Source organism: Shewanella frigidimarina NCIMB 400, assembly GCF_000014705.1.
Taxonomy (GTDB): Bacteria; Pseudomonadota; Gammaproteobacteria; order Enterobacterales; family Shewanellaceae; genus Shewanella; species Shewanella frigidimarina.
Genome location: NC_008345.1, coordinates 264,691 through 277,970, shown reverse-complemented (window position 1 = coordinate 277,970; position 13,280 = coordinate 264,691). Strand labels below are relative to the sequence as shown.

General features: G+C 41.7%; 12 protein-coding genes. 6 read left to right on the top strand and 6 right to left on the bottom strand.

The window, feature by feature from the left end; translation table 11 throughout:
- Nucleotides 1-615 (top strand): SCO family protein, encoded by a 615-nt coding sequence (locus tag SFRI_RS01315; protein ID WP_011635739.1) that lies wholly within the window; start codon nt 1-3, stop codon nt 613-615.
- Nucleotides 616-633: 18 nt separating this feature from the next.
- Here the strand turns inward: SFRI_RS01315 and SFRI_RS01310 are convergent, their stop codons facing one another.
- Nucleotides 634-1,692 (bottom strand): polysaccharide deacetylase family protein, encoded by a 1,059-nt coding sequence (locus SFRI_RS01310; protein ID WP_011635738.1) that lies wholly within the window; start codon nt 1,690-1,692, stop codon nt 634-636.
- Between the two features lie 14 nt (nt 1,693-1,706).
- Here SFRI_RS01310 and SFRI_RS01305 point away from each other — a divergent pair, with 14 nt between their 5' ends.
- From SFRI_RS01305 to SFRI_RS01295, 3 genes are all read left to right on the top strand, one after another.
- Entirely contained in the window at nt 1,707-3,050 is a 1,344-nt protein-coding gene (locus SFRI_RS01305; protein ID WP_011635737.1) for an MATE family efflux transporter, read from the top strand.
- 71 nt (nt 3,051-3,121) lie between these two features.
- The gene (locus SFRI_RS01300) at nt 3,122-5,056 is read left to right on the top strand and encodes an alpha/beta hydrolase family protein (RefSeq protein ID WP_011635736.1); all 1,935 of its coding nucleotides are present in this window, start codon (nt 3,122-3,124) and stop codon (nt 5,054-5,056) included.
- Nucleotides 5,057-5,092: 36 nt separating this feature from the next.
- Nucleotides 5,093-5,422, top strand: a complete 330-nt coding sequence (locus tag SFRI_RS01295; RefSeq protein ID WP_011635735.1) for an FKBP-type peptidyl-prolyl cis-trans isomerase — start codon at nt 5,093-5,095, stop codon at nt 5,420-5,422.
- 108 nt (nt 5,423-5,530) lie between these two features.
- On the opposite strand, the gene nfuA is transcribed toward SFRI_RS01295, so the two are convergent.
- Together nfuA and SFRI_RS01285 are read right to left on the bottom strand one after the other, a co-directional pair.
- Nucleotides 5,531-6,109 carry a Fe-S biogenesis protein NfuA gene (nfuA, locus tag SFRI_RS01290; protein WP_011635734.1) on the bottom strand — a complete coding sequence of 193 codons (579 nt, stop codon included), beginning with the start codon at nt 6,107-6,109 and terminating at the stop codon, nt 5,531-5,533.
- Between the two features lie 271 nt (nt 6,110-6,380).
- On the bottom strand, nt 6,381-7,187 hold the full coding sequence (locus tag SFRI_RS01285; protein WP_011635733.1) for a ComF family protein: 807 nt from the start codon (nt 7,185-7,187) through the stop codon (nt 6,381-6,383).
- 43 nt (nt 7,188-7,230) lie between these two features.
- Here SFRI_RS01285 and bioH point away from each other — a divergent pair, with 43 nt between their 5' ends.
- Together bioH and SFRI_RS01275 are read left to right on the top strand one after the other, a co-directional pair.
- A complete protein-coding gene (gene bioH, locus SFRI_RS01280; RefSeq protein ID WP_011635732.1) occupies nt 7,231-8,037 on the top strand; it encodes a pimeloyl-ACP methyl ester esterase BioH in 807 nt (268 codons plus the stop codon).
- 77 nt (nt 8,038-8,114) lie between these two features.
- Complete coding sequence (locus SFRI_RS01275) at nt 8,115-8,621, top strand: hypothetical protein (RefSeq protein ID WP_011635731.1); 507 nt, start codon at nt 8,115-8,117, stop codon at nt 8,619-8,621.
- Here the strand turns inward: SFRI_RS01275 and SFRI_RS01270 are convergent.
- The 3 genes from SFRI_RS01270 to SFRI_RS01260 form a co-directional block, all read right to left on the bottom strand.
- Nucleotides 8,613-10,649: an LTA synthase family protein gene (locus tag SFRI_RS01270; RefSeq protein ID WP_011635730.1), complete on the bottom strand. Its 2,037-nt coding sequence runs from the start codon at nt 10,647-10,649 to the stop codon at nt 8,613-8,615. The genes SFRI_RS01275 and SFRI_RS01270 overlap by 9 nt on opposite strands.
- A 352-nt stretch (nt 10,650-11,001) precedes the next feature.
- Nucleotides 11,002-12,438, bottom strand: a complete 1,437-nt coding sequence (locus tag SFRI_RS01265) for a sensor histidine kinase (protein ID WP_011635729.1) — start codon at nt 12,436-12,438, stop codon at nt 11,002-11,004.
- Nucleotides 12,438-13,112 carry a response regulator transcription factor gene (locus tag SFRI_RS01260; RefSeq protein ID WP_011635728.1) on the bottom strand — a complete coding sequence of 225 codons (675 nt, stop codon included), beginning with the start codon at nt 13,110-13,112 and terminating at the stop codon, nt 12,438-12,440. Before SFRI_RS01260 ends, SFRI_RS01265 begins: the two co-directional genes overlap by 1 nt.
- Nucleotides 13,113-13,280 lie beyond the last annotated feature (168 nt).

Sequence of the window (13,280 nt, the reverse complement as noted above, 5' to 3'; positions counted from 1 at the left end):
ATGATAGCGGTAGGGCTAATGTTATTAGCCCTAGTGGGTGGTGTCGTTTATCAACAGACGCAAACAGAGCCTATGCCATTGGAGACCAGTTATGTATTTGAGCAGCAGCGCCCATTAGCACCATTTACATTAGCAGACCAATACGGCAATGCGTTTACTAACCAAACGGTGCAAGGTAAATGGAGTTTGTTCTTTATTGGTTACACCGCTTGCCCAGATGTATGCCCTACCACTCTGAACAAACTTGCAGCGGCTTATCCACAACTGCAAAAAATAGCCAGCAATGTACAAGTGGTGTTTGTGTCAGCAGACCCCAAACGCGACACTCAAGCTAAACGTTTAGATTACATAAATTTTTTCAATAAAGACTTTAAAGCGGTCAGCGCAGAACACACCGACTTGTTTCCGTTTAGTCGTGACTTAGGCTTTGTGTATGCCATGGTGGGAGAGGACAGTGATTACCAAGTAGACCATAGCGCATCGTATGTGTTGGTTTCGCCAAGAGGAGAAAAAATAGCAGTATTTAAACCCAAACCACAGCCTGGGCAGCTCGCACAAATTCTTAATGCTGAGCTAATTTCTGACTTTAGCCAAATCGTTCAATCTTGGCGTTAGTGATTCACGCTACTGTCGTTATTCTTCGAGCCACTGACCATTATCTTGCGGGCGGATCCACGCTTGTGAGAACCAATAATAGCCCGTTTTAGTTTTGCTGGGTGCAGTGCAGTTATAACGTGAACGTCCGGGAGCTAAATCTGATGATGCTTGAATCGATAAGCGATTTTCACTTAACCAAATAGGTTTCTTCGGTCCTTGGCCTTGAATAAAGCACATCACTTGATGTGGGTAAATATCCTGCGTATCAAGAGTTAACTCCAATTTAGGTCGCCACTTACCTGATACCAATAATGGATCGCTGATGTTCTGCTTAATCACCGGCATCGGTAAACTGGAAAACTTAACCGTTAAACTCGCTAAATCAGCATAAGCATTGGCAACCGGAAAGCGCGGTAATGCCGTTAGTGAAGCATATTCCCCTGCGGCACCAGATTGCTGACCAAAGCCAACAAAGCCCTGTTTCGCCAAAATTGCTTCTAATTTGTTAGTGTATTCACCATACGGGTAGGCAAACATTTTTACACTTTGGCCAGTACGTTTTAATATTTCAGCTTCTGTCGATAAGATATTATCTTCGACACGGGCTTGCCATTGGGCTTGGGTTTCTTTGCCTTGACGACGAATTAAATGTTCGTGTCCCCAGCTGTGGTTGGCAATCGTCACGCCTTGATCGGATAAGGCAGTAATGTCTTTCCAACTCATCATGCCCTTGAAACCGGCATCGATGGGGGCAACAGAAATAAACACAGTGTACGGAAATTGATGTGAGGCTAGAATGGGCGCAGCATTGTTGATAATGCTGTCATAACCGTCATCGAAAGTAATCACAATACGTCTATCGGCTATTGGCGTGTTATGCTTTATTGAATCAACAGCTTCAGCTAATGAAATCACAGTAAAATCATTATCAGCCAAGTACTGCATCTGTTCAGAAAACTGACTTGGCGTGACACTTGTGCTTTTCGGGGTATCGTCCGACACGTGGTGATATTGTAAAATGACCACTGCATTGGCATCAAAATGCAATACACTCAAGCTGAACACCGCCAACAATAAAGCTATTTTTTTAACCATGATTATCCATACCTATGTCAATTAGCGCATTACTATTAAACCGCCAAAAAAATCGTCAATTATTGGCTTTAGCGACACCAATGATACTGTCGAATATCACTATTCCGCTATTAGGATTAGTTGATACTGCGGTGATTGGTCATCTTGGACAAGCTTACTATCTTGGTGGCGTAGCGCTAGGCAGTACCATTATCACCTTGATGATTTGGTTACTCGGCTTTTTACGCATGTCCACCACCGGGCTGGTCGCACAAGCCTACGGTGCTAATGATACCTCAACTCAACAACAATTACTGATACAAGGTTGCAGCCTAGCATTAACCTTGGGTGTAGCTTGTGTAATATTACACTCTCCCATACTTGATTTAGCATTAAGCCTCAGCGATGCCAGCGAACAAGTGATGTTCTACTGCCGCCAATACGTCGAAATCCGAATCTGGTCACTGCCTTTTGCTCTCGTCAACTTAGTGTTATTAGGCTGGTTACTCGGACGCCAAGCGCCAAAAGCTGCTATGTGGCAATTAATTATCGCTAACAGCGCTAATATTATTCTCGATATTGTGTTTGTCATCATCTTTAAATGGAATGTCCAAGGTGCAGCATTGGCATCTGTTATTGCTGATATCAGTGCTTTTTCAGTGGCATTGATTATGGTAAAGCGCCAACTGGTGCACACTGGTGGGCTTAATTTAAGCCAGGTTATCGCACATTTATCATGGCGCGGATATGCTCGTTTACTCACCTTAAACCGTGATATTTTTATCCGCAGTTTGTGCTTGCAAGCCGCCTTTAGTTTTATGACCTTTTATGGTGCCGGTTTAGGCGACAATACTATTGCCGCCAACGCAGTACTGCTTAATTTACTGATGCTGATCTCTTATGCGTTAGATGGTATAGCCTATTATGCTGAAGCCGAAGTAGGCCGCGCATTTGGTCAAAAAAATCCAACACTACTGCATGACAGTGTTGTATTGGCTTTTTGCTGGTCGGCAATGGTTGCGGTGTTATTTAGCCTGCTTTTTTGGTCGGTAGGACCATGGATAATTCAGCTATTAACCAATATTGAAGCGGTACAAAACACCGCAAACATCTACTTAATCTGGCTCATTTTTATGCCTATCTTGGCATTTGGCTGTTATCTGTTTGATGGCGTGTATATTGGTGCTGCACACGGGAGTATTATGCGTAACAGCATGATAATTGCTACCTTTGGCGTTTACTTTCCGAGTTGGTATCTATTGCAAGATTGGGGCAACCACAGCCTTTGGGCTGCGATGTCAATATTCATGCTATGCCGAAGCGTAACTCTTGGCTGGCACTATTACTACAAACTCAGATATCAACTGGCGGCCGCATAATATATTGAAGACCTTGATATAAAAATGTAACATCCAAATAACATTTTTATATCGCATTACATGGACCTTTAATGAAACGGATTTTATGGCTTGTTGTTATTAGTTTATGTCTATTTTCGCTTAGCTCATTTGCCAAACCTCTGCCTATAGAAGCCTTTGCCAGCATCCCAGATGTCCGCTTTGTTAGCTTATCTCCTGACGGTAAAAAAATTGCGTCTCTTGTACGAGTCAGTACTAATGAGCTTGAGGGCCAAGTACTCACTATTCGCGATATTCAAACCAATAAAGATATTTACCCATTACAGACTGACAATCAGAAATTTGTCATTTTATCGTTAACGTGGGCAAATAATGATGTCATCTTAATCGAGTCTAAATATCCCGCCATCCGTCGAGGTGTTCCCACAACCGAAACACGGTTAATAAAATACTCACTGAGCGACAATAAAACCTCAAGTGTGTTTTCTAATCGTTCTCTATCGCGTTTTGTCGATTTACCGCAATTACAAGCATCGGTTATTGATTATCTTGACACCGATCCAAACCACATCCTTATGCAAATTCAAGGTTTAGGTTCTAAACCGCAATATGAAAGCGTCGTTAAAGTCAGTTTAAAAACAGGCGGTATCAAGACTTTACAACCAGCACGTATGCACATTGGAAACTGGTTAACCGATAGGCAGCACAATGTGCGTATTGGTATTTATCGCGATGACACAACCTACCGTATTTACGAACAAAAAGGAGCGGGTGAAGATCTCCGCAAATTATGGGAGTTCGAGGCTTTAGCAGAAGACGTAATTTGGCCTATCGGTTTTGACCATGATCCTAATATCTTATATATCAGCGCCTATCATCAAGGTTTTAAAGCCATCTTTAAAGTCAACTTAACTGACCCGACATTGACTAAAGAACTCGTTTCTCACAATGAAAATTACGATATTGAAGGCTGGCTCGTGTATTCCGCACTAAAACAAAAGGTCATTGGTTTAAGCACCGACATTGAAGGTGAATATCTGTTCTGGGACCAAGATTATATCAAGTTGAACAATGGTCTTACAACTGCATTACCAGAGTCACATAATGTGATCACTCAGTTCAGTGATGATGAACGTCGTTACATCGTTTATGCAACTGGTCCTATAGAATCTGGTGCGTATTACTTTGGTAATAGAGACCAAAAGGCACTTTACCCTATAGCTTACCGTTACAGCCAATTGCCACCAGAAGTGTTATCTCAACCGCAAACAGTCCATTATAATGCTCGTGATGGTTTAGCCATTGAAGCCTTTCTCACTACTCCAAAAGACATTGACGCCAAAAACTTACCGACCATAATTTTCCCCCATGGTGGACCTATTAGCTACGACTCAACCACGTTTGATTATTGGGCGCAGTTTTTAGCTAATCGTGGCTATGCTGTGCTACAAATGAATTTTCGCGGCTCGTCAGGCTATGGCTTCAATTTCATGAGTTCGGGTCTTAAAAACTGGGGCCTAGAAATGCAAACCGACATTGAGGATGGTACTCACTGGCTTATCGAACAAGGTATTAGCGATCCTAAACGCGTGTGTATTGTCGGTGCCAGTTACGGCGGTTATGCCGCATTAATGGGCGTAGCTATCACCCCAGATCTGTATCAATGTGCCATTAGTGTCGCGGGCGTAACTGACCTTGAATATTTAGTTAAATCATCGCGTCGGTACGACAATAGCAAAATTGTTAAAAAACAAATTGGTGATGATTACGACGATTTGTATCAGCGCTCACCTATTAGCAAAGTAGCCAATATTAACGTGCCGGTATTATTAATCCACGGCACTAAAGATCGCGTGGTGCGAGTGCAACACAGTGAAGAAATGTATGATGCGCTTAAGGATTTACATAAACCCGTAAAGTATATCGAACTGGAAAATGGCGATCATTACTTAAGTAATAATGAACATCGTCTTACAACATTCATTGCAATAGAACACTTCTTAGCGACCAATCTTGGGGTAAAATAACCTCAAATAGCCCAAGTCGTCACATACGAGAATACTATGACTCAAGAATTGATTATTACCGACATTGAAGTTGGCAACGGTAAAACCGCAGTTAAAGGCGCGCTAATTACCACTCGTTATAGCGGTCGATTAGCCGACGGAAGTCAGTTTGACGCTTCAGATGCGTTTCAGTGTGTCATTGGCACGGGCAGAGTCATTAAAGGCTGGGATCAGGGTATTATTGGTATGAATGTCGGCGGCAAGCGACAACTATCAGTTCCGGCTCATTTAGCTTATGGAGAACGCCAGATTGGTGAGCGTATTCCAGCACACTCAGATTTATTTTTTGATATTGAATTACTTGAAGTACTCACTCGAGACGACTAAAGCCACTAGATGGCGAAAACCTAATCGACACCAACAAAAAACGCGACCTCATAATGAGGTCGCGTTTTTGTTTATTAGCTTTGCTAGTAGCAGTAATTCGTCACGCGATTAAGCGTAAGAATGCTCGCCATGCTCATGCTCTGTCACGTCACGAACACCAGTCAATTCCGTTGGGAACATATCTAACAATTGCTTCTCAATACCATCTTTTAAGGTGATATCAACTTGCGAGCAACCGTTACACCCACCGCCAAACTGCAATACTGCAACACCAGCTTCGGTAATTTCTACCAGCATGATGTTACCGCCGTGGCTAGCAAGTTGTGGATTAATCTCTGACTGAATAATATATTCAATACGTTCAACTAATGGCGCATCTCCAGACACTTTGCGCATTTTTGCGTTAGGTGCTTTTAATGTTAGTTGCGAACCAAGCTGGTCGGTTACAAAGTCAATGCTGGCATCATCTAAAAATGGTGCGCTCTTTTCATCGACCATAGCACTAAAGCCATTAAATGGAAGTTCTACATCATCAGCTTCAGCGGCATCAGGTGGACAATAAGACACACCACACTCTGCTTGTGCAGTACCTGGGCTGATAACAAACACACGAATGTGCGTACCTTCCGGCTGGTCGGCCAATAGTTTGACGAAATGGGCCTGAGCTGTATCGGAAATGGTAATCATAAAAACCTGCTCCGTCAGGGTATACCTGAGTAAATTAGTAAGAATTAGACCTATGATACTCTGTGTTGCATTGGCTTTGTAGTGTCAGTGGGATTTGATCTCGAAAAAATGATCCAGTTCAACTTTTTTTAACCCTAAAAAAACGGCAATGCCCCACATACCATGGGCTACAAGAAATATTAATTAATTGTTTTTATTTACAAAAAATCTTGTTATTACTCAAATCGAATTAATCTAACCTAAACCTAGGTTAATCTACCCTTAAAAAGATTTAATCTAACAATCCCGGCGCTTCAGCACGCGCAAGGCACCAAGTCTGCACATGGATAAACTGTAGACTAAATAAACCTGCAATTTCATCTACGGTTGTTCCAGTCGTGACCACATCATCAATCAACGCAACACGCTGATATGTCATGTTTGGTTGTAATGCAAATGCACCATGGCAGTTTTTACGCCTCTGCTTACCCGCTAGTCCCGTTTGTGGCAAAGTATCAACAATTCGAATTAAGCAACGATCATCTAGAGGAATATTCGTTAAAAGGCTTAACTCTTTAGCAATGAGCCAAGCTTGATTAAAACCTCGCTGACGTAAACGATTTGGATGTAATGGAACGGGGATTAACACTTGTGGACGCCTAATAATGCCGTGCTTAATTAATAATGCGATTCGACAGGCTAATTGCTGAGTTATCGCGTTAAGCGGTGCACATTGCTGTTGGTATTTAATGGCGGCAATAACAGGTCCCAGTCCTTGATGATAACTACAAGGTGCAACCACATAATTGGGCTCTTGTTTCAAACACTTTCCACAATAAGCCTGCAGCAGAGCTATTTCGCGACCACAACCTAAGCACACTTCATGCTGATACAAACTCGCCGCTAAACACACTTGGCAAACACCTGTGAGGACTTGATTAGGAAACAATTGCTGATAACCCGTTTGATCTATCCTTTGCTGGCACAGCAAGCAACGGTTGGGTAAACTGCCTAGTAAAATCACCCTAGCATGCTGAATGCGCTTGAGGCATAAGCCTAGTATGTGGGTGATGTCGATTGAAATATTGATTGGCGGCATTGGCTATTCATTCCATTAAATAGACTCAAAAGAGGTGTTAACCGTGAGTTTTCCTGCATTGCATATTGATACCGTTGGCTCACAAGGCCAAGACATAGTGCTATTACACGGTTGGGGGGTGAATAACCAAGTCTTTAGTCCATTAAAAAACGCATTGCACCAGTATAGAGTGCATTATGTGGATTTGCCGGGTTTTGGGTTAAGTCCTAATATCGACGGAGGAATAACGCAATGGTCACAAGCACTTGCAGAGCAACTTCCACAGCAGGCGATTTGGATTGGTTGGTCGCTAGGTGGGTTAATCGCTAGCCAAATTGCCATCGATTACCCAGAGTCAGTGGCTGCATTAGTCACTATTGCCTCATCCCCATGTTTTATGGCCCGCGAAAGTGTTATGACTAGTGGAATAGATGATATCAGCCCCGCCTGGCCTGGTATTCAGCCTGATGTATTGGCACAATTTTCAAGCCAATTAAGTCGCGATTTGTCTCGTACTGTTGAACGATTTCTGGCGATTCAAGCCATGGGAAGTGATAACCCCAAAGCTGACATCCAACAAATAAAAAGCTTAGTGTTAAGCAAGCCATTGCCGACACAACAAGGTTTATCCCAAGGATTGGATATGTTAGCGCAGGTGGATTTACGTGCCACGATCACTCAAATACAGCGGCCATGGTTACGAATTTGGGGAAAGTTAGATAGTTTGGTGCCGAGAAAGATTATCTCGTCATTACCAAGCAGTGACAACATTGAAGATGTGCTGCTCCATAAAGCATCCCATGCGCCGTTTATTTCGCATCCTGATGCATTTTTAGACCATTTATTACCGTGGATCACAAAATACCGCTAAAAATATCTTAATAGCACTTTAGCCTTAGCCAAATGTTGTCTATAATTTGGTCAAGGCGTCGTATTGACAAGGTCAACATGATAATTACCACTCATTATCCACAAATACCGTTAGCAACTTCAAATGTTGCGACGGATCTTGCGCGAGTGGACAATCAACAAAAACCGCCGATTATCCCGCCACAAGAACCGACAAAAGAGCATGCAGAACGTCCATTAAATCAACAAAATGAACGTGCTACGCCTTACACTGTCGCAGAGAAAAAACAGCAGCAAGAGCAAGCTAAACGACAACAGCAAAGTGCCACTCAACAAGCGGTAGAGTCTAAAGCAATTGCTTCGCCAGTCATTCGGCCTCAAGTCATTAGAATCATGGCGAGCCAAACCCCGGCGCTGCAACGTAAAGATATTCAACTAAAAACACAATCTACAAACGCTAAAACAACACCTGAACCTCGTCAACGCCAAGCGCTAGACACTGGTGTATCCAAAGCTAGCTACCAACAATTTGGTCAACGGATTGGTCAATTTTATCAACAGCAATCCGCTCCAAATAATGAGTCTCAACTAAAAATATTAGCGTGATACTTCCGTGGTAGCCATATCAGACAGTGTCGGTTTTGCCTCTGAATTAGCCGTACGGTACAACATTTTGTTGTATGCTAAACTGCCCCATAATGCCCAGCCTAATGCAGCTTCTGCTTGAGGTTCATTCAACGTTGTCGGAGTCAGTTTTTCAGTAACAAAATCATAAGTAACACTTTCAGGAGGTAATTCAGGTTGTAAAATAGTCATTTTATCTCCCTCCAGTAAACCGAAGTTTTTGTCATACTGCATCATCGCTCGACCCGGCCATGAGTCTGGCATTTTAGTTAAATCACGGCCTAGCATTGGATAACTATCCGAAATACCCAGCAACGAAATTAACGTCGGTGACATATCAATTTGGCTCACAACACGTGGATCGCGCTTCGCATCAATCCCGTCACCTAAAATAAGCCCAGGAATACGGAAACGAGACACTGGTACTAGTGCAGCACCACCCACTCGACTGTCATGATCTGCAACAATCAGGAATAAGGTATCTTTCCAGTAATCTGATTTTTTAGCTTTTTTGAAAAACTCACCCACTGCATAATCGGCATATTTCACCGCGTTATGCATGGTGTATTGTGGTTGTTCATACAACTCAATACGGTCATCAGGGAACTCATATGGGTCATGATTACTTGAGCTAAACACTAAGCTAAAGAATGGTTTACCCTCTTTGTGCATCCGCGAAAACTCTTCGTCGGCTCTAAACAACAAATCCTCATCAGACACCCCCCAAGACGCCACAAACGCTGGGTCTTTATAGTCACCTTGATCAACAATATCAGTAAAACCATTGCCTAAAAAGAAGCTGCGCATATTATCAAAATGGCTTTCACCACCATAAATGAACTGCGTGGTATAGCCATGTTGCTTCAATAAATCAGCGATGGTAAAAAAGCCTGTTTGACTCTTACCGAGTTTCACAACTGCACGTGCTGGCGTAGGTGTAAAACCGGTTGTCACCGCTTCTATACCTCTTACTGAACGTGTACCAGTAGCGTATAAATTTTCAAAAAACCACCCTTGTTGAGAAAGCTCATCAATATTAGGCGTTAACGGTAAGCCACCTAAACTTCCCACAAAACGTGCACCTAAGCTTTCTTGTAAAATGATCACAAGGTTCTTTGGTTTACCGGTATAGCTGGCTTGATTAAATGACAACGTCGGTATGGTCGATGAGGTAAATGCACTCAGTGGTCGGCCACTTTCACGGCGCACAATGTCGATCACTTTTTCGTCGGCTAACTTGCCATACACTTTCGATGCATCTTCTTCGTTACTCATTTGCTTAATTGCAAAAATTAATGAGAAAGAGGAATTCAACACTAAAGAATTAACTAAAGGATCGTCTGAAAATGCCACCAATGAAGGATTAAGAGGTCGATGCCCCAATGATGACCGCGCACCTAGCACCGTAATAGCAATGACGATAACCGCAAGCACTGGACGCCAATACCATTTAGGAAAACGAATATATTGCGTTAATTTTCCACTTAACCACCAGCCACCCCATAAGGTACCCACGGTGATCAGCGCCGATAAAATAAGCTCGCCTTTACGCCCTGCCCATAACATCGATAACACTTCTTTTGGATAAACCAGATATTCAACATATAAACGGTTAGGTCTAAAACCATATTCAGCAATAAACGACGGCGATGATGCCTCAAGAAAAACTACCACCCACAAACCTAGTGTGAGCCATACGCGTAATATCATCAGCCAAACACGGCCAACTAAATGCTCACCAGCAAATACCACGGTTCCGAGTGCTGCAATACCCCACAGCCAACATAAAGAGGCAAAATCGACCCGTAAACCTTGCAGTAAAATGTAGCCCCAACCTTGGGCATCGGATACCCGTTCAGCTTGCCATAAAGACAAGCCAATACGGCTCAAACTCATTATAAGAAGAGAGATAACACTAAATATAACAATTGCTTGAAATAAATTATTCGAAGTCTTTTTTGTACTAAACTCACTTGAATTGGTACCAAGACTAAAGAAATTTACAGCCATTTATTGCTCCAAAATTATTATTATTTTTAGGCTTCATGTGCAATTAAATTCGCAACAAGCTATCCCAAATGTAATAACATTATTACTGGGTAATAGACTAGTATGCTTATCTTAAGGGCAACTTAAGCTTATCGTGTTACTGAAAATCTTGTTTACTCAGCGATTTAAAACAGGATTTTTTGCAAAATTTTCAATATCTTTATCGTAACTGAACGACTAAAAGACACAGTAACAAAAACCATCTGAGCCTAAGACCTTAGCAAGGGCATTAAGTTCAGGGCGTAATAACATATATTAACATCTTATTTACAGTCAGTTAAATTCTGTTTTTTTGAAGATTTTTTGCATAGATTTACACCATTGCCGCATGACCATTCGGAATCAACACAGCAAACATAATTTTGTCATCCGAAACTAATTCAAAGCTAAACTCAAATCCATTCACTTTGGCAATGTTTTCAACAATGGCCAACCCCAATCCATGCCTCTCGCTGTTTGAACGCGATTGCTCCGCCTGGAATAATGGTAGAGTAAGCCTCTCTAAATCATTCGCGTTGATACTGGTGACTAATTGATTTTCAATGCTGAATCTTAAGCCTTTATTATCAGCAACTAACCTTATTTTAATCGATGACTTCGGCGGACTGTAATACAGTGCATTATCAAATAAATTGGTCAAAATGAGATGCAAAGAAAACTCATCGGCAAGGCAGCTTGGATCCAAAACACTATTTTCAATATTCAAACGAGAGTGAATAGTCGAATACTTAAATGCTAACTCATTAATAACCTGATCCATCACGGTTTTGATATTGATATGTTGGCGATGCAGATTAATATTTTCTGATGTGGCTTGCTGCAATAGTAATAAATTATTGACGATTGTTTTCATCCGTAAACTAATACTGAGTACATCTTGCTTATAGCTCACGCCAATACGCTGATCATCCGGATAACGAATATAAATTTCACTCAAGCTAATCAATTCACTGATGGGCGTTTTCAGTTCATGAGCGATATCGGCAGTAATGCGCTTTTCTGTTTGTAGGTATTGTTGGCTAATTTTGACAAACTTATTCAACTCATTACGTATCGGTTCAATTTCAAGATAACGTTCTGATTCGCTAGACAGCGGGATGTATTTTTTAGTGACATCAACGCTTTTTAGCGACACGTTTAATTCGTTCAACGGGGTCAAACCACGATGAATCACCTTCACTACGGCCCAGCGGATCAATACAATCACCAGTAGTAAGCCAATGGCTAAACTAGAATCGATGATCACCAAAATTTGCGATAAATCTTCTGTGGTAATGGCTATGGTTAACCACATGGGTTCGACTTGACCTATAATTTCACGATCGACTTTAGGTACTTGCGGCTCAAAATAAGACACCATAGCGCGACCGTCTCGACCATCAGGTAACACCACATCAGCAAAAAAGGCACTATTGATCGGCATGTCTTTTTTAAGTAAATCTACCCCCTCGAAATTACGCAACGATTCAGATCGTTCAAACACGCTTGAGCCTTGCCACAACTGAAAAAAGCTTGCTTTAGTCGAGGTGCCAAATTCAGGCATAAACTCGCCAGCAAAATCAAACTCGGTGCCTTCTGGCGTCACTTTAACTAAGGTCTTTAGGTAGTTAGACTTGTCTGTTAACGCGCTATCAAATTCAACATCGACCCAATTATCGATACTGATATCAATCGCCAAAAACACCAAAATCAACATGCCTGATACCACATAGGTCATGGTATTGACTAGGTTTGTGGTTAACGATCTCATTAATGTTCACCTACAAAATAACCAAAACCACGTTTATTTTTTATCGGTAGCGTCACCCCAACGGCTTTAGCTTTTTTACGCACTGACGATAAATGAGCCTCGATAGTATTTTTCGATAAATGATTAAATGAACCCACTACTGCTTCGCTGATTTGTTCAGGATTAAGTACTTGCTTAGGGTTACTAAATAAATATTCAACAATTTTAAATTCGTTTTTGGTTAAGTCGATGTAATGGCCATCTGCATGAAGTGATTTGTTATTTGTGTCTAAAACAAAGTTCGCAACACAAATAGTTTTAACTTGTTGATTGAGTTCACCACGGCGGCCTAGGCAAAGTAATCTGGCTTGTAATTCGTCAAACGAAAATGGTTTACTCAGATAATCATCAGCACCCGCCAATAAGCCAGTAACACGATCTTCGGCTTGTGATTTAGCCGATAAAATAATGACCTTAGACTGATTACCTAATTTACGAATACTCTTAAGTAAACTCAGACCATCTACATTAGGCAGCATGAGATCCAAAATAATGAAATCATAAGAATTTGTGAGCGCCATGCTTAAGCCCTCAGAACCATCACCTGTTTCATCAACGGTATAACCTAAATGATCTAACCCAACTCTAATGCCGCGACGAAGTGCTTCAGAGTCTTCAATTAACAACACTTTCATTGAGTGTCCTTTATCATAATTGCGCCTATATCCATATTACGAGTGATGCAGTCCAAATGGAAAAATAATCTAAACTCGAGATAACAAACTACCATGAGCAAACTTATCTCTATGCTAGCCATAGAGTTAAGTTAACAGCCGACACGTTGCGGACAGATTAACGCTCAA